We start from the raw sequence: 17,037 nt of genomic DNA, 5'->3' as shown, positions 1-17,037 counted from the left end.
GTATCTAGACCATCAAATGGCGGCGGACGTCGGGCAGATCGAGATCGCTGGCGGGGCCGGCATGCTGAATCTCGCCGCGATCCATGACGTAGATGTCGTCGGCGATTTCCCGGCAGAAATCGAGAAATTGTTCGACCAGCAGGATGGTCATGCCCTTCTCGTCGCGCAGGAATTGCAGGGCGCGGCCGATATCCTTAATGATGGACGGCTGGATGCCCTCGGTGGGTTCATCGAGGACGAGGACCTTGGGTCGGGTGACCAGCGCACGCCCGATGGCGAGCTGTTGCTGCTGGCCCCCCGAGAGGTCTCCGCCGCGCCGACCCAGCATGGATTTCAGCACGGGGAATAATTCGAAAATGTAGGGCGGGATGTTGCGATCGGCCCGCGGCAGGCCGGCATAGCCCGTTTCCAGATTTTCCTTCACCGTCAGCAGCGGGAAGATCTCGCGGCCCTGGGGCACATAGCCGATGCCCATGCGGGCGCGCTTATAGGGCGGGGCCTTGCGCAGGACCTCGTCGCCGAAGGTGATTTCCCCGGCCGAGATGTTGTTGACGCCGGTGATGGCGCGCAGGGTGGAGGACTTGCCGACGCCATTGCGACCGAGCACGGCGGTGATGCGGCCCGGCCTGCACTCGATGGACACGGATTTGAGCGCCTGTGCGGCGCCGTAATGCAGGTCGATGGCGTTGATGGAGAGGGCGGTGCTCATTGCTCTTCCTTCTCCCTCCCCCTTGTGGGGAGGGCCGGGTTGGGGGTGATGGTGGGCCTGGTGCGTGTGGCCCACCCCCACCCTTGATCCCTCCCGACAAGGGGGAGGGAGTCTACTGCGAGTTCTGCCCTCATCGTCCCAGATACCTCTCGATCACCACCGGATTGGCGCTGACCTGGTCGAGGCTGCCTTCGGCGAGGACCGCGCCTTCGGCGAGGCAGGTGACGCGGGAGCCGAGTTCGCGGACGAAGCTCATGTCGTGTTCGACGACCACCACGGAGCGGGTTTTGGCTATGTCCTTGAGCAGCTTGGCGGTTTCGACGGTTTCGGCGTCGGTCATGCCGGCGACGGGTTCGTCGACCAGCAGCAGCTTGGGGTCCTGCGCCAGCAGCATGCCGATTTCGAGCCACTGCTTCTGGCCGTGGCTAAGATTGGCGGCATAGTCGTCCTTGCGGGCGATGAGGCGCACGGTTTCGAGGATTTCGGTAATGCGGGCGATGTCGGCATCGTCGGCGGTGTAGAACAGGGTGGCAAAGACGCCGCGCGGCTTTTTCAGTGCCATTTCGATATTGTCCCAGACCGTGTGGCTCTCGAACACGGTGGGCTTCTGGAACTTGCGGCCGATGCCGAGATTGGCGATGGCGGCTTCATCGAGCTTGGTGAGGTCTGTGCGGCCATCGAACAGCACCTGGCCGTCATCGGGCCGCGTCTTGCCGGTGATGATGTCCATCATGGTGGTCTTGCCGGCGCCATTGGGGCCGATAATGGCCAGCATTTCGGCCGGGTGGACGATGATGGAGAGGTTGTTGATGGCCTTGAACCCATCGAAGGCGACCGAGACGCCATCGAGATAGAGCATGGTGCCAAGCTTTTCTGCGGCTTCAGACATGGCTTACTCCGCCGGCTTGGGTTGGGGATCGGCGCCGGCTTCCACCTGCATGGGGGTGGGCGCGTCGCGATCATGCTGCTCGCGCCTGGTGGTCGCGGCGCGGTACTGGCCGATGAGGCCGACAATGCCCTTGGGCAGGAACAGCGTCGTCACCACGAAGAGCGCGCCGAGGGCGAAGAGCCAGTATTCGGGGAAGGCGCCGGTGAAGTAGGACTTGCCGACATTGACCAGGATGCCGCCGATGATCGGCCCGATAATGGTGCCACGCCCGCCGACCGCGGTCCAGATCACCACCTCGATGGAATTGGCCGGGTCGAATTCGGACGGATTGATGATGCCGACCTGGGGCACGTAGAGCGCCCCGGCAATGCCGGCGATGATGGCGGACACGACGAAGGCGAAGAGCTTCACATATTCGACGCGGTAGCCGAGGAAGCGGGTGCGGCTTTCGGCGTCGCGCACGGCGACCATGACCTTGCCCAGCTTGGAATTGACGATCATCGAGCAGGCGAGCACCGCAATCGCCAGGGCAATAGCCGAAGCGGCAAAGAGCGCGGCGCGGGTGGTCGGCGCCGAGATGGACTGACCCAGGATGTCCTTGAAATCGGTCAGGCCGTTATTGCCGCCAAAGCCCATGTCATTGCGGAAGAAGGCCAGCAGCAGGGCATAGGTCATGGCCTGGGTGATGATGGAGAGATAGACGCCGGTGACGCGGCTGCGGAAGGCGAGGAAGCCGAAGACGAAGGCCAGCAGGCCCGGAACGAGGACCACCATCAGCATGGCGATCCAGAAATTGTCCATGCCGTACCAGTACCAGGGCAATTCCTTCCAGTTCAGGAAGACCATGAAATCGGGCAGGATGGGGTTGGCATAGACGCCGCGGGTGCCGATCTGGCGCATGAGATACATGCCCATGGCATAGCCGCCGATGGCGAAGAAGGCGCCGTGGCCGAGCGAGAGAATGCCGCAATAGCCCCAGACCAGATCGAGCGCCAAAGCGAGCATGGCGAAGGTGAGGTATTTGCCAAAGAGAGGCACGGCATAGTTGGGTAGCCGCAGCGGGTGACCCTCGGGCAGCATCAGATTGGACATCGGCACCGCGATGGCGACGACCAGGAGGATGGCGACGATCCAGATGGCCTTCTTGTCGAGGGCGCGGAAGAGGGCCTGCGTAATCATGCTTCGATCGACCTTCCCTTGAGCGCGAAGAGGCCGCGGGGACGGCGCTGGATGAAGAGGATGATGAGGACGAGAATGATGATCTTGCCCAGCACGGCGCCGGCATAGGGCTCGATGAACTTGTTGGCGATGCCCAGGGTCAACGCGCCGACCAGGGTGCCCCAGAGATTGCCCACGCCGCCGAAGACCACGACCATGAAGCTGTCGATGATGTAGCCCTGGCCGAGGTTGGGCGAGACGTTGCCGATCTGGCTGAGCGCCACGCCGGCAAGGCCGGCAATGCCCGAGCCGAGGCCGAAGGTCATGGCGTCGACCAGGGGGGTGCGGATGCCCATGGCGGAGGCCATGCGGCGGTTCTGCGTGACGGCGCGCATGTGAAGGCCAATGGCGGTGTATTTGAGCACCAGCAGCAGGGCGACGAAGACCATGAGCGCGAAGATGACGATGTAGAAGCGGTTCCAGGTGATGGCGAGGCCGCCCAGCTCGAAGGAGCCGGACATCCATGTGGGATTGCCCACTTCGCGGATATTTGCGGTGAAGATGCGCTGGACGGCCTGCTGTATGATCAGCGACAGGCCCCAGGTGGCGAGAAGCGTTTCCAGCGGCCGGCCATAGAGGAAGCGGATGACGCCGCGCTCGATGGCAATGCCGATGAGGCCGGTGACGAGGAAGGCCAGGGGCAGGGCGATGGCCAGCGACCAGTCGAACAGGCCGGGGAAATTCTGGCGGATGACTTCCTGAACCACGAAGGTGGTGTAGGCGCCCAGCATGACCATTTCGCCATGCGCCATGTTGATGACGCCCATGACGCCGAAGGTTATGGCGAGGCCGATGGCGGCCAGCAACAAGACTGAACCAAGGGAAATCCCGAACCAGACATTCTGCGCCACATCCCAGACCGCGCGGTCGCGCGCCAGGCCGTCTATGGCGGTCTGGATCAGGGGTTTGACCGCTTCGGGCGCGGTGTTGAGCGCGGTGGTCAGCGTATTGAGCGCATCGCGGCCGCCGATGGCCTGGACCACGGGAATGGCGGCCTGCCAGTCCTCGACCGAGGCGTCCGGGGTCTTGAGGATAATGGCGGCGCGGGCCTGCTCCATGACGCGCCTGATGCCGGCGTCGGTCTCGGCGGCGATGGCGCTGTCGAGCAGTTCAAGCTGGGCCGGATCGGCATCGCGCAGGATGGACTGGGCGGCAAAGAGGCGGACGCCGGGGTCTTCGCTCAGCAGGGTCATCTGGCCGATGGCGGTGCGCAGCACGCGGCGCAGGCCGTTATTGACCTTGACCTTGTCGAGGCCGTCCTCGGTGAGATCGGGCAGTTCGGCGCCGGTGACCGGGTCGGAAATGGTGCCTTCGCCGCCGGCCTCCGACGTGAAGACGACCTTGCCGCTGGCCTCGTCGAAATAGAGTTCGCCCTCGAGCAGGACCTCGAGCACGGGCACGACGCGCGGATCGCCGGTGGCGACGAGAACGCCGATGGCGGCTTCGCGATCCTTGAAGTTGCCGGGGGCGAGAGCGTTGACCAGGGGCGTGAGCTCGGCGTCGGCCACCTGCGCCTGGGCGGGGGTGGCGAGGCCGAGAGTGAGAGCAAGGAAGAGCGCGATAGTGCGGAGAAGGCTGATTGCGTTCATCGTTGGCCTCATGCGTCGATCAGTCGGAAGACGAGGGCGGCAAGGCCGCCCTCGTCGGATGCAGCAGGCGGGCTTAGCTGGCGCCGCCGCAGGTCTTGGTTTCGGTATTGTAGTTGCCGCAGGAGATCGGGGCGGTCCAATCGGCCTCGATCATCTTGGATTCGGGCAGGAAGTCGGACCAGGCATCGCCGGGGACGAGTTCGGATTCCGACACGACTTCGAACTGACCGTCGGCCTGGATTTCACCGATCAGCACCGGCTTGTTGATGTGGTGGTTCGGAAGCATCTTGGCGACGCCGCCGGTCAGGTTCGGGGTTTCGAGGCCGATGATGGCGTCGAGCACGGCATCGGTGTCGGTGGTGCCGGCCTTTTCAACAGCCTGAACCCAGAGGTTGAAGCCGATGACGGTGGCTTCCATCGGGTCGTTGGTCACCTTGTCCGGGTTGCCCATGAAGGTCTGCCAGGATTCGATGAAGGCGGCGTTTTCCGGCACATCGACGGACTGGAAGTAGTTCCAGGCAGCCAGGTGACCGACCAGCGGGGTGGTGTCGAAGCCGGCGAGTTCTTCTTCACCGACCGAGAAGGCGACGACCGGGATATCCTCGGCCTTGATGCCCTGGTTGGCGAGTTCCTTGTAGAACGGCACGTTGGCGTCGCCGTTGATGGTCGAGACCACGGCGGTCTTCTTGCCGGTCGAGCCGAAGGTCTTGATGTCGGAGACGATGGTCTGCCAATCGGAATGGCCGAAGGGCGTGTAGTTGATCATGATGTCTTCGGCGGCAACGCCCTTATCCATGAGATACTGCTCAAGGATCTTGTTGGTCGTCTGCGGATAGACATAGTCGGTGCCGGCGAGCACCCAGCGCTCGACGCCTTCGTTTTCCATCAGGTAGTCGACGGCCGGGATGGCCTGCTGGTTAGGAGCAGCGCCGGTGTAGAACACGTTGCGCTGGGATTCTTCACCCTCGTACTGCACGGGGTAGAACAGGATCGAGTTCAGTTCCTCGAAAACCGGCAGAACCGACTTGCGCGAGGACGAGGTCCAGCAGCCGAACACGGCGGCAACGCCGTTGACTTCGATCAGCTCGCGAGCCTTTTCGGCAAAGAGCGGCCAGTCGGAGGCAGGGTCGACCACGACGGCTTCAAGCTGCTTGCCCAGGAGGCCGCCCTTCTTGTTCTGCTCGTCGATCAGGAACAGCATCGTGTCCTTGAGCGTGGTCTCGGAAATCGCCATCGTGCCCGACAGCGAATGCAGGACGCCGACCTTGATGGTCTCGTCCTGGGCGAATGCCGGAACAGCAATCGCGCCCATAGTCATAGCCACGCCCAGCCCCAGAGCCGCAAAGTTGCGGTTTACTACTGTCATGTTTTCCTCCGACAGATGTGTGTTTGCACCGCCGGACAAATTGCAAAGGCCGTGCCAGCACCTGGCATCGGTCCCTAAGGTGTTGATTCAATTCAGAACTAGTGGCGACTGAGTGGTGGCAAGCCGGTTTCATTGCATACACTTGCCCTAACAACTGCCAGTTCGGTGGGCAGGTGTCGCGGTGTCTGATCAATGTTTAGGCAGATGCCCGGCCCTGTGCTTTTTGAATGGGTAAACCGGAAGCGGCCGGCGTGACCTGTGCCACCGCCTGCGCTAAGCTGGCTTCACCGAAGGATTTACTTCGGCAGAGGTCGTTTGCACCGACAACCTCGGCCCCACGCCCCGGCGTGGGGCTTTTTGCTGCCGCCCGTCGGGCCTGGCCAGCATTGCTCGCACCAAAACCTCGATCACAGATTGCCTTGTTGGGAACCCTTGTCGGATAGCCCCGTTAATGGACCGAACCGGATGGTCGCAATTGCCTCCGGACCCCGTTTTGGTGTTCGTTCCCTCCGCGAACGCCAAGCGATCGGTGGACTGCTGCAGAGGCTGACGCTCCTTTGTGGTGTCTCCGGTGGGGGCGCGAAGCTTCGGCTTCGCGCCCTTTTTCTTGTGCGCTATCTGTCATCATCAAATCTTGCGCATAATGCCTGAAATTTGTGCAGGTGCCGCATTTGATGTCTTTATGGGCGATTTTTCTTGCGTGCCGCGCTGGGCTGCGCTTGTTTTCCGGACATAACAATTTCCGGGGACGTGTTTCATGCTCAATCGCAGGCTGTTTACTGCATCCATAGGGGCTGTTGCCCTGGCTGGCCTTGCCCAGCCGGCCTTCGCCCAGACCGCCGTCAAGCTCACCCTCGACTGGCGCTTCGAAGGGCCGGCGGCAGGCTTCCTGCTGGCGCAGGACAATGGCTATTTCGCCGCCGAAGGGCTCAACGTGACCATCGACACCGGCAATGGCTCGGTGGAAGCCATTCCGCGCGTGGCCACGGGGGCCTACCAGTTCGGCTTCGGCGACATCAATTCGCTGATCAAGTTTCTCGATGAAGATCCGGCCCAGCCGGTGACCTCGATCATGATGGTCTATGACAAGCCGGTGTTTTCGATCATCGGCCGCAAGTCGCTGGGCATTACCGACGATCCGAAATCGCTCGAAGGCAAGAAGCTCGGTGCGCCGCCGCCCGATGGTGCCTTTGCCCAGTGGCAGGCTTTCATTCCCGCCGCAGGGCTCGACGCTTCCACCATCACCATCGAGAATGTCGGCTTCCCGGTGCGTGAGCCGATGCTGGCATCGGGCGATGTCGATGGCGTGTTCGGCTTTGCCTTCTCGGTCATCCTCAACCTGATCGCCAATGGCGTGCCGGAAGATGACATCTCGACCATTCTCTTTGCCGATCATGGCCTCAATCTCTATGGCAATGCGATCCTGGTGAACGAGACGTTTGCCGCCGAGAACCCGGAGGCGGTTAAAGGCTTCCTGCGGGCTCTGAGCAAGGGCTTTGCCGATGCGGTGGCTGATCCGGCAGCCGGCGCCGCCGCCGTGCTGGCGCGCAACGAGACGCTCAATCTCGATACCGAGATTGCCCGCCTGACCATGGCCAACGAGATGAACATCAAGACGCCCTATGTGGTCGAGAATGGCTTTGGCGGGATCGACGAGGCGCGCCTGACCGCCTCGCTGGAAACGCTCAAGCTGTCCATGGGGCTCAAGGGCGCCGTGACCGCTGCCGACGTGTTCGACGCGCAATACCTGCCGCCGGCTGCGGAACGCATGCTGCCTTAGGCTTTCGTGCCTGTAGCACCCCCACCCTCATTCCCTCCCCACAAGGGGGAGGGAAGCCTGGTCGGTGGATGGTTACATATCGAGCTGAACCAAGGCACTGGTTGCGCGCCTCCCTCCCCCTTGTGGGGAGGGACCGAGGGTGGGGGTGGCCCCACGCACTGCACAAGGGATGATCCGATGCCCCTCGTTTCCATCGACAATGTCGACATGCGCTATGGCGGGCCCAATGGCACGCTGGCGGTCAGCGGGCTCGACCTGCATATCGACCGCGGCGAATTCGTTGCCGTGGTGGGGCCATCCGGATGTGGCAAGTCCACGCTGATGAAGCTGACGACGGGGCTGCATATTCCGCAAAGCGGTACGGTGATCGTGGCAGGGCAGGAGGTGACCAAGCCGGTTTCCATCGTCGGCATGGCGTTCCAGAACCCGACCATGCTGCCGTGGCGGACGACGCTGGAGAATATCCTGTTGCCGCTGGAAATCGTCGAGCGGCACCGCCACCGTTTGCGCAAGCACAAGCGCGAATATGTCGAGAAGGCCGAGGCGCTGCTGGAGACGGTGGGGCTCAAGGGGTTTGGCGACAAGTTTCCCTGGCAGCTCTCGGGCGGCATGCAGCAGCGGGCCAATCTCTGCCGGGCGCTGATCCATGAGCCGGAACTGCTGATGCTGGACGAGCCATTCGGGGCGCTCGACGCTTTTACCCGCGAGGAGCTCTGGTGCGTCATCCGGGACCTGCATGCCAGCCAGGATGTCACCATCGTGCTGGTGACGCATGACCTGCGCGAGAGTGTGTTCCTGGCCGACAAGGTGGTGGTGATGAGCGCGCGGCCTGGCCGCGTGGTTTCCGAGCATGTCGTGCCATTCGAGCGGCCGCGGCAGCTCGATATTCTCTACCAGCCGGCGTTCAATGACATGGTGCAGGCGCTACATGGCGAGATTGCCACGGCGAGGGCCGCAGCATGACCAGTCCTGAAACCGTCCTCGCCACCTCGACGCTGCTGCCGCCGCGCGACGCCTACAAGATCAGCTGGATCCGCCTGGCGCCGTTTCTCTACACGGTCGGGCTGTTTGTCGCCTGGGAGATCGGGGTGCGGATCTCGGGGCTGCCTCATACGATATTGCCGACGCCGAGCCGCATCTTCGAGGCGATCGTGCAGTACTGGTCGCCGATCTGGAAGAACTCGCTGCAGACGCTCTACACCACCGTGCTGGGCTTTCTGATCGCCGTGGTGGCCGGCCTGGGGATCGGGCTGTTCATCGGCTGGTCCAAGACCATCTATGCCGGGCTCTACCCGATCATGATCGGGTTCAACGCCATTCCCAAGGTGGCGCTGGTGCCGATCCTGGTGATCTGGTTCGGCATCGGCACCGTGCCGGCGGTGCTGACGGCCTTCCTGATCTCGTTCTTTCCCATCGTGGTCAATGTGGCCACGGGCCTCGCGACGATCGAGCCGGAGACAGAGGACGTGCTGCGGGCGCTGGGGGCGAAGAAGCTCGACATCATGCTCAAGGTGGGCATTCCACGGTCGATGCCGTATTTCTTCGGCTCGCTCAAGGTGGCCATCACGCTGGCCTTTGTCGGTTCGGTTGTCAGCGAGACGGTGGCCTCCAACAACGGGCTGGGCAATATGATGGCTTCGGCGCAATCGAACTTCAATGTGCCGCTGGTGTTTGCCGGGCTGCTGATGCTCGCGCTGGAGGGCATCGTCATGTATGCGCTGATGGCGTGGCTGGAGAAGCGCATGACCGGCTGGGCGCACCGCTCGACGATGAGCAATTAGCTTCTAGAGGCCCTTGGTGAGGTTGAGCCGGTCGAGCACGATGCGGTCGGCGGGATCGACCATGCCGACGAGAAAGCGCGTCACCACACGGCGGGAGTCGGGCGGCAGGCTGGCGATGGCGGCATTGATGCGGCTGGCCTGGCTGGTCGAGAGCGTGCCGAAGAACTGCTTGCCCTTGTCGGTGGCGTGCAGCAGGCGCTGGCGACGGTCAGCGTGACCGGTCTTTTGCTCGATATAGCCGTTGTCGATCAACTGCCGCAGCACGCGCGCCAGGCTCTGCTTGGTGATCTTGAGGATATCGAGCAGGTCGGCAACCGGCATGCCGGGGCGCAGATTGACGAAATAGAGCACCCGGTGATGGGCCCGGCCAAAACCCTGGCGCTCGAGCAGGGCGTCGGCGTCGCCGGTAAAGTCCCGATAGGCGAAGAAGAACAGGCCCATAATGTCGAGGGGCAGGGCCTCTCCGCCGGGCGGGGCGGAATTTATGTCAGCTATGTTGACATTTTTTTGGTGTGCTGCCATTGTCTTCCCATCAGGACGCCGCTGATGTCTTATCCCCCAGCCTTTGTGGTTTGCCAAGGCCTTGGGCCTGGGGCATGATTGGCGCCAAACAGGCGACGGTGCAAACGGCACCTCAACAAATGAGATTGCGGGAGAGGATCATGGCAGGCGTGCCCATGGACCAGCGTGAAGGCTGGATCTGGTTTGATGGCGAGTTCAAACCCTGGAAAGACGCAAAGATTCACGTGCTGACGCACGGGCTGCACTATGCCAGCTCGGTGTTCGAGGGTGAACGCGCATATGGCGGGGAAATCTTCAAGTCGCGCGAGCATACCGAACGGCTGATCCGCTCGGGCAAGACGCTGGATTTCACCATTCCCTGGTCGGTCGAGCAGATCGAGGAAGCCAAGCGCGAAGTGCTGGCCAAGAACGGCCTGGTCGACGCCTATGTGCGTCCCGTGGCCTGGCGCGGCTCGGAAGAGCTGAGCGTTCCCGCCCGCAACAATACGGTGCATCTGGCGATCGCAGCCTGGGTGTGGCCGAGCTATTTCTCGGTCGAGGAAAAGCTCAAGGGCATAAGGCTCGAATGGAGCAAGTGGAAGCGGCCTTCTCCCGAGACGATCCCGTCCTCGGCCAAGGCTGCCGGCCTCTACATGATCTGCACCCTTTCCAAGGACGCGGCGATGGCCAATGGCTATGCCGATTCCATGATGCTGGACTATCGCGGCTACGTGGCGGAAGCCACGGGCGCCAATGTGTTCTTCATCAAGGGCAAGGATATCACGACGCCGACGCCCGACTGCTTCCTCAACGGCATTACCCGGCAGACGCTGATCGAGCTGGCCAAGCGCAATGGCTATACGGTGACCGAGCGTCACATCATGCCTGAAGAGCTGAGCCAGTTCGACGAATGCTTCCTGACCGGTACTGCGGCCGAGGTTACGCCGGTCAGCGAGATCGGGGATTACAAGTTTACGCCGGGTGAGGGATGCCGCACGCTGATCGACGCGTATTCGGCAGAGGTTCAGCCCAAGCGGGTCGCGGCCGAATAGGCGGAATCAAGTTCTGAGGAAGCCGGGCCAAGTGCCCGGCTTTTTTTGTTTATTCCCAACGCGCCTTTGCCGCGTCGTCCTCAGCCTTGGCTTCGACCCAATGCGTTCCCCCAGGGCCGGTTTCCTGTTTCCAGAAAGGGGCGTCGGTCTTGAGGTAGTCCATGAGGAACTCGGCGCCCCGGAAGGCGGCTTCGCGGTGAGGCGACAGGGTCATGACCTGGACGATGGGTTCGCCCGGCGCCAGGGTGCCGTAGCGGTGGATCACCGTGGCGGCGAGGAGGCCGAAGCGGGTGGTGGCCTGCTCGACGATGGCGGTCAGCTGGTTGATGGCCAGTTCGGGGTAGCATTCGAGGGTCAGCGCGGTGACCGGGTCATCGGGCAGGGAGCGCACCACGCCGGTGAAGGTGACGGCGGCGCCCGCGCCCTTGCCGGCGGCCAGGAAGGCGTTGGTTTCGGCGCCGGGATCGAAGCGGGCAGTCTCTACGCGGACGGTCATGTCAGCCGCCGGTCATGGGCGGGAAGAGCGCCACGACAAGGGCTCCGGTGATGGGGGCATCATGGTTTACCAGTCTGGCGTCGACCGCCGCCTTGATCAGGGCGCGCTTTTCGACAGCAAGGGCGAAGGCCTCGTCGCGGGCGGCGAGCCAGTCGATCAGGTTGCCCACGGTGGCGACCTCGGCGGGGGGCGACACCTCTTCCTCGCCGCGATTGAGGCGTTCGCGCAACCAGGCGAAATAGAGGATCTTCATTTCGGTTCGTCGACCAGATGCGGCCAGCTGGCGCGGAGATATTGCCAGCCCGTCCACAGAGTGAGGGCGCCGGCGACCCAGAGCACGATGTCGCTGGCGAGGCCGAAGCCCGGGACGATGCGCTCGAACAGCACGATGGCGAGAGCCACCAGTTGCAGCGTGGTCTTCCACTTGGCCAGCCAGCTGACCGGCAGCACGACCTGGGTATTGCCGAGGAATTCGCGCAGGCCGGGGATGAAGAATTCACGGAACAGGATGGCGCAGGCGGGGATCATGTCCCAGCCCGAAAAGCTGCCGTCCCAGGCAAGGGCGGCGATGAGAATGCCGACCAGCAGCTTGTCGGCTATGGGGTCGAGCATGCGTCCGAGCGGGGAATACTGGTTCCAGGCGCGAGCCAGATAGCCATCGAGCCAGTCGCTGGCGGCGGCGATGACATAGATGATCAAGGCGACCAGGCGCAGGACGATATCGCCCTGCATGACCAGCCAGACGATGGGAATGATCGCCAGGATGCGGGCAATGGTGATCAGGTTTGGAACGAGGAGAAGCGGGTTTCTGGCCATGGGGGGAGAGAACAGGAATGGGGGTGGGGGGTCAAGGATTGAGTGGACTTGTGGGGCGGGCGCCTCCCTCCCCCTTGTGGGGAGGGATTGAGGGTGGGGGTGTCACACACGCCGTGTTCGTGAACGTCCCCCACCCGACCCCTTCGGGGCCACCCTCCCCACAAGGGGGAGGGAGGGTGTCGACTGCTAGCTTCGGCTCACGCCACGGCCTGGTTGGTTGCCGCGCGGCGTTCGGTGACGGCTTCGGCCAGAGCCTCGAGCGCAGTCACCGTCGTGTCCCAGTCGATGCAGCCGTCAGTGATGGACTTGCCGTAGACGAGGCTCCGGCCCTCGACGAGGTCCTGGCGGCCGGCGACCAGGTTGGATTCGACCATGACGCCGATGATGCGGCGGTCGCCCGCGGCCATCTGGGCGCCGATATCGGCGAGGACCAGGGGCTGGTTTTCCGGGTTCTTGGACGAATTGGCGTGGCTGGCGTCGATCATGATGACGGGCGGCAGGCCGGACTTCTCGGCGGCGGCTGCGGCGGCATCGATGCTGGCGGCGTCGTAATTGGCGGTCTTGCCGCCGCGCAGGATGATGTGACAGTCCTCATTGCCGGTGGTGGCGGCGATGGCCGAGCGACCGTCCTTGGTCACGGCCAGGAAATGGTGCGGCTGGCTGGCCGAACTCACCGCATCGAGCGCGATCTTCACATTGCCGTCGGTGCCGTTCTTGAAGCCGACCGGGCAGGAGAGGCCGGAAGCCAGCTCGCGATGGATCTGGCTTTCGGTGGTGCGGGCGCCGATGGCGGCCCAGCTGACGAGATCGGCAATGTATTGCGGCGTGGTCATGTCGAGGAATTCGCAGGCGGCGGGCAGGCCGAGGTTGGCAATGTCGAGCAGCAGGGCGCGGGCGGTGTGGAGCCCGGTATCGATGTCGAAGCTGCCGTCGAGGTTGGGGTCGTTGATCAGGCCCTTCCAGCCGACCGTGGTGCGCGGCTTTTCGAAATAAACCCGCATGATGATCTCGAGCCGGTCGCCCAGAGTCTCGCGCAGCGCCACGAGGCGTTTCGCGTAGTCCAGCGCCGCGGCGGGATCGTGAATGGAGCAGGGGCCGACGACGACGGCGAGGCGGTCGTCATTGCCGGCAAGGATATTGTGGAAGGCGTGGCGGGCGCTGAGCACGGTGCGGGTAGCGGCGTCTGTGCGCGGATGCTGGCGCATCACCTCGATCGGGGTGGTCAGCGGCTTGATGGCGGTGATGCGAAGGTCGTCGGTGGATTTGAGCACTTGATGGTCTCCTCGGGAACTTGTCGAATTCTGGGGAGGCGGCCAACAAAAAAGCCGCCTCGGGTGGGGCGGCTGGCTTCGGGTTTGGTCGTATCTTTGGAAGATCAGATCAAGCGCACGGTAGCCTCCGCCGGGAGCGGATAGCTAAACCAAAACGAAACGGTGGCGACTGAACGGATCATGGCGAGATGTGTAGCGCGGGATTCTGAGGTTGTCGACTCTGACTTTGGTAGGGGCGCGCGGAAGCGCCGCCTGGGGGGCGACCGAGTCACTTCCGCTGAACGGCGCCCCATCATGGAGGGACAGTTCAGCCGGGCATGCTGAAGGCGTGCAGTTGCTGGATGGTGATTTCGCCTTCCCATTGGGGCCAGTGCTGGCGGTGGAGGTCGGCGAAGCGTTGGGTCCAGGAGACGATGTCGGCCTGGTTGGGCAGGTCGTAGATGGCGTAGCCGCCGACCAGTTCCTTGGCCTCGGTGAAGGGACCGTCGGTGATGAGCTGGCTGCTGAGCACCTTGATGGTGGCGGTGTCGGACATGCCGCCAGATTCAACTAGGCCGGCGCCGGCCTCCATGCCGAGGGCGATGATGGCCTGCATCAGGGCTGGCGGGGGCGGGCCGGCTTCGGCTGGATTGGTGGTGGTGACGAAGGTGATGAACTTCATGGCTCTGCTCCGGTGTGTTCAACCTGGCGACGAATGGGCGGGGTGAATTTCGACAGTCTGCCAAGCACCCAGCGAAAAAGTACCCGCGATCTATCACGCGCAGGCGGATTATCGGGGCCCTTGGACAAGCGGCTCCCCCTCCACCGCCTATTGGCGGTCCCCCTCCCCCGCAAGGCGGGGGAGGTCGGGCACCGAGCGTGGGGGCTCAGGCCCGGTTGAAGTGGTCGTAGACCAGTTGGGCCATGGCTTTGGAGATGGTGGGGACGGCCTCGAGGTCGGCGAGTGAGGCGCGGCCGACGGCCTTGGCGGAGCCGAAGTGGTTGAGCAGCGCGCGCTTGCGGGTGGGGCCTATGCCCTCGATCTCGTCGAGCGGGTTCTTGATCTGGTCCTTCTTGCGCTTGGCGCGGTGGGTGCCGATGGCGAAGCGGTGGGCCTCGTCGCGCAGGCGCTGGACGTAATAGAGGACGGGGTCGCGATGGGGCAGCATGAAGGGCTCGCGGCCCTCCATGTGGAACTTTTCGCGGCCGGCATCGCGCTCCTCGCCCTTGGCGATGCCGATGAAGGTCACTTCCTTTGGCAGGTTGAGCTCGGCGATGACTTCGCGGACGGCATTGAGCTGGCCGGCGCCGCCGTCAATGAAGACCACGTCGGGCCAGTCGGGCATGCCGGTGGCCTCGTCTTCGGCGTCATCATCGCTTTCACTGGCGAGGCGGGTGAAGCGGCGGGTCAGCACTTCGCGCATCATGCCGAAATCGTCGCCGGCGGCGATGTCGGACTTGATGTTGAAGGTGCGGTAGAACTTCTTGGCAAATCCTTCCTCGCCGGCCACGACCATGGCGCCGACCATGTTGGTGCCCGAGATATGGGAATTGTCATAGGTCTCGATGCGGCGCGGCACGGAATCGAGGCCGAAGGTCTCGGCGACGCCTTCGAGGAGGGTGCGGTTGGTGGCGCCCTCGGCGAGCTGGCGACCCAGGGCCTCGCGGGCATTGTTGAGGGCGTGATTGACCAGATCGCGTTTTTCGCCGCGCCTGGGCTGCTCGATATAGACGCGGCGGCCGGCGCGGGTGGAGAGGGCCTCTTCCATCAGGGTGTGCTCGGCCAGCTCGTGGCTGATCAGCACGAGGCGGGCCGGGGTGCGGTTTTCGTAGAACTGGCCGATGAAGGCCTCGAGCACTTCGGCATCGGTGAGGCTGGCATCGGCGCGCGGGCGATAGGGGTAATTGCCCCAGTTCTGGAAGGCGCGGAAGAAGAAGACCTGCACGCAGAATTGGCCGCCTTCGTGATGGATGGCGAAGACGTCGGCCTCCTCGACGGTCTTGGCGGTGCCATCGCCCTGGGACTGGATGAGGGCCAGGGCCGAGAGGCGGTCGCGGAGCAGGGCAGCGCGTTCGAAATCGAGCTGTTCGGCGGCCTGGTTCATGTCGCGCTGCAGGTGGTCGCGCACGCCCTGCGACTTGCCGGAGAGAAACTGGCGGGCATCCTCGACCAGCTCGGCATAGCCTTCGAGGCTGATCTCGCGGGTGCAGGGGGCGGCGCAGCGCTTGATCTGGAACTGCAGGCAGGGACGGGTGCGGGCGGCGTAGAAACTGTCCGAGCAGTTGCGCAGCAGGAAGGCCTTTTGCAGGCTGGCAATGGTGCGGCCGACGGCGGTGGCCGAGGCGAAGGGGCCGAAATAGTGGCCCTGGCGGCGCCGGGTCCCGCGATGCTTGGTGAGTTCGGGCGCCTCATGATCTGTGGCTATAAGGATATAGGGGAAGCTCTTGTCGTCGCGCAGCAGCACGTTGAAGCGCGGCTTGAGCCGCTTGATCAGGTTGGCTTCAAGCAGCAGCGCTTCGGACTCGGTCTCGGTGCGCACGAATTCCATGCTGACCGTGGCGGCGATCATGCGCTGGAGGCGGATTTCGAGGCCGTCGGGGCGGGTATAGTTGGTGACGCGCGCCCTGAGGTTGCGGGCCTTGCCCACATACATGACCTCGCCCTGCGCATCGAGCATGCGATAGACGCCCGGGGCGGCGGGCAGGGTGCGCACGAAGGCCCGAATGACCTCGTGGCCGCTGGGCTTGGGTGTGGCGTCGTCGGTCATGCGCGCGGGGTCGGCTTGCTCTTGGGCAGATATTCGAGATGTTCGCCACCATCGAGGGCGAGCATCTGGCCGGTCATGGCGGGCGTGTTGAGCAACATTATGACGCCATCGGCAATGGCATCGGGCCCGGCATGGCGCCGCAGCGGCAGGGCGGCAACGGACCTGTCGAACTCGGCCTGGCTCTGCCGGCTATGGGGCAGGACGGGGCCCGGGCCGATAGCATTGACGCGGATGGACGGGGCCAGCGACTGCGCCAGGGTGCGGGTGGCAGTCCACAGCACGGACTTGGACAGGCTGTAGCTGAAATAGGCCGGCGTCGGATGCAGCACGCGCTCGTCGACGAGGTTGACGATATTGCCGAGCTGACCCTGGGGAAGCTGGGCAGCAAAGTCGCGGGCAAGGAAGATGGGCGCCTCGGCATGGATGGCGAAATGCTGGTCCCAGAGCTTTTCATCGACATCGCGGGCGCTGTCGGGGTCGAAGAGGGAGGCATTGTTGACCAGGACGGTCAGCGGCCCGAAATAGCCGGCCGCCTTGCCGATGAGGGCGGCGCGCTGGGGGCGTCTGGCGAGATCGGCCTTGACCATCTCCGCCTGGCCGCCATTGGCGCGGATGGCGGCGCGCACGGCGCGGGCGCCATCGGCATTGGAGCGATAGTGGATGACCACGGCATGGCCCGCGCGGGCAAGGGCTAGGGCGATGGCCGCTCCGATGCGGTCGCTGGCTCCGGTGACGAGCGCGACGGGCTGAGATGGCGATGGGGAGGCGGAACGATTCGACATGACGGGGACCTTGTGGCCGGACCATAGGCTGCTTTGGCGG

The 17,037-nt window shown here is 63.8% G+C and carries 17 protein-coding genes; 4 read left to right on the top strand and 13 right to left on the bottom strand.

Annotated elements, in window-relative coordinates:
- Nucleotides 1–4: 4 nt before the first annotated feature.
- From urtE to urtA, 5 genes are all read right to left on the bottom strand, one after another.
- Nucleotides 5–709 (bottom strand): urea ABC transporter ATP-binding subunit UrtE, encoded by a 705-nt coding sequence (gene urtE / locus ACLI1C_RS13680; RefSeq protein WP_411397606.1) that lies wholly within the window; start codon nucleotides 707–709, stop codon nucleotides 5–7.
- 130 nt (nucleotides 710–839) lie between these two features.
- On the bottom strand, nucleotides 840–1,598 hold the full coding sequence (gene urtD / locus ACLI1C_RS13675) for an urea ABC transporter ATP-binding protein UrtD (RefSeq protein WP_411397605.1): 759 nt from the start codon (nucleotides 1,596–1,598) through the stop codon (nucleotides 840–842).
- Nucleotides 1,599–1,601: 3 nt separating this feature from the next.
- Nucleotides 1,602–2,777: an urea ABC transporter permease subunit UrtC gene (gene urtC / locus ACLI1C_RS13670; protein WP_411397603.1), complete on the bottom strand. Its 1,176-nt coding sequence runs from the start codon at nucleotides 2,775–2,777 to the stop codon at nucleotides 1,602–1,604.
- Complete coding sequence (urtB, locus tag ACLI1C_RS13665) at nucleotides 2,774–4,405, bottom strand: urea ABC transporter permease subunit UrtB (protein WP_411397602.1); 1,632 nt, start codon at nucleotides 4,403–4,405, stop codon at nucleotides 2,774–2,776. The genes urtC and urtB overlap by 4 nt, the downstream gene beginning before the upstream one ends.
- A 73-nt stretch (nucleotides 4,406–4,478) precedes the next feature.
- Nucleotides 4,479–5,723, bottom strand: a complete 1,245-nt coding sequence (gene urtA, locus ACLI1C_RS13660) for an urea ABC transporter substrate-binding protein (RefSeq protein ID WP_411398335.1) — start codon at nucleotides 5,721–5,723, stop codon at nucleotides 4,479–4,481.
- Nucleotides 5,724–6,528: 805 nt separating this feature from the next.
- Between urtA and ACLI1C_RS13655 the strand changes: the two genes are divergently transcribed.
- The 3 genes from ACLI1C_RS13655 to ACLI1C_RS13645 all read left to right on the top strand — a co-directional run bounded on the left by ACLI1C_RS13655 (nucleotide 6,529) and on the right by ACLI1C_RS13645 (nucleotide 9,332).
- Entirely contained in the window at nucleotides 6,529–7,551 is a 1,023-nt protein-coding gene (locus ACLI1C_RS13655) for an ABC transporter substrate-binding protein (protein ID WP_411397600.1), read from the top strand.
- Between the two features lie 207 nt (nucleotides 7,552–7,758).
- Entirely contained in the window at nucleotides 7,759–8,514 is a 756-nt protein-coding gene (locus ACLI1C_RS13650) for an ABC transporter ATP-binding protein (protein ID WP_411398333.1), read from the top strand.
- On the top strand, nucleotides 8,511–9,332 hold the full coding sequence (locus tag ACLI1C_RS13645) for an ABC transporter permease (protein ID WP_411397598.1): 822 nt from the start codon (nucleotides 8,511–8,513) through the stop codon (nucleotides 9,330–9,332). Before ACLI1C_RS13650 ends, ACLI1C_RS13645 begins: the two co-directional genes overlap by 4 nt.
- 3 nt (nucleotides 9,333–9,335) lie before the next feature.
- Here the strand turns inward: ACLI1C_RS13645 and ACLI1C_RS13640 are convergent, their stop codons facing one another.
- A complete protein-coding gene (locus ACLI1C_RS13640) occupies nucleotides 9,336–9,854 on the bottom strand; it encodes a MarR family winged helix-turn-helix transcriptional regulator (RefSeq protein WP_411397596.1) in 519 nt (172 codons plus the stop codon).
- Between the two features lie 140 nt (nucleotides 9,855–9,994).
- Here ACLI1C_RS13640 and ACLI1C_RS13635 point away from each other — a divergent pair, with 140 nt between their 5' ends.
- Nucleotides 9,995–10,885, top strand: coding sequence for a branched-chain amino acid aminotransferase (locus ACLI1C_RS13635; RefSeq protein ID WP_411397595.1), 891 nt, complete (start codon nucleotides 9,995–9,997; stop codon nucleotides 10,883–10,885).
- Nucleotides 10,886–10,934: 49 nt separating this feature from the next.
- Here the strand turns inward: ACLI1C_RS13635 and ACLI1C_RS13630 are convergent, their stop codons facing one another.
- The 7 genes from ACLI1C_RS13630 to ACLI1C_RS13600 form a co-directional block, all read right to left on the bottom strand.
- Nucleotides 10,935–11,381, bottom strand: a complete 447-nt coding sequence (locus ACLI1C_RS13630; RefSeq protein ID WP_411397593.1) for a molybdenum cofactor biosynthesis protein MoaE — start codon at nucleotides 11,379–11,381, stop codon at nucleotides 10,935–10,937.
- A 1-nt stretch (nucleotide 11,382) separates the two neighbouring features.
- Nucleotides 11,383–11,634, bottom strand: coding sequence for a molybdopterin converting factor subunit 1 (gene moaD / locus ACLI1C_RS13625; RefSeq protein ID WP_411397592.1), 252 nt, complete (start codon nucleotides 11,632–11,634; stop codon nucleotides 11,383–11,385).
- On the bottom strand, nucleotides 11,631–12,197 hold the full coding sequence (pgsA, locus tag ACLI1C_RS13620; RefSeq protein WP_411397590.1) for a CDP-diacylglycerol--glycerol-3-phosphate 3-phosphatidyltransferase: 567 nt from the start codon (nucleotides 12,195–12,197) through the stop codon (nucleotides 11,631–11,633). Before pgsA ends, moaD begins: the two co-directional genes overlap by 4 nt.
- Before the next feature lie 197 nt (nucleotides 12,198–12,394).
- Nucleotides 12,395–13,468 carry a 3-deoxy-7-phosphoheptulonate synthase gene (locus ACLI1C_RS13615; protein ID WP_411397588.1) on the bottom strand — a complete coding sequence of 358 codons (1,074 nt, stop codon included), beginning with the start codon at nucleotides 13,466–13,468 and terminating at the stop codon, nucleotides 12,395–12,397.
- A 307-nt stretch (nucleotides 13,469–13,775) separates the two neighbouring features.
- Entirely contained in the window at nucleotides 13,776–14,129 is a 354-nt protein-coding gene (locus ACLI1C_RS13610) for a YciI family protein (protein ID WP_411397587.1), read from the bottom strand.
- Between the two features lie 205 nt (nucleotides 14,130–14,334).
- Nucleotides 14,335–16,215 carry an excinuclease ABC subunit UvrC gene (gene uvrC, locus ACLI1C_RS13605; protein WP_411397585.1) on the bottom strand — a complete coding sequence of 627 codons (1,881 nt, stop codon included), beginning with the start codon at nucleotides 16,213–16,215 and terminating at the stop codon, nucleotides 14,335–14,337.
- Nucleotides 16,212–16,997, bottom strand: a complete 786-nt coding sequence (locus ACLI1C_RS13600) for an SDR family oxidoreductase (protein WP_411397584.1) — start codon at nucleotides 16,995–16,997, stop codon at nucleotides 16,212–16,214. Before ACLI1C_RS13600 ends, uvrC begins: the two co-directional genes overlap by 4 nt.
- Nucleotides 16,998–17,037 lie beyond the last annotated feature (40 nt).

The sequence above is a fragment of the Devosia sp. XGJD_8 genome (genome assembly GCF_046614475.1).
Lineage (GTDB): Bacteria > Pseudomonadota > Alphaproteobacteria > Rhizobiales > Devosiaceae > Devosia.
Note: the sequence above shows the minus strand (reverse complement) of the source record. Positions and strands in the feature narration are given on the sequence as shown.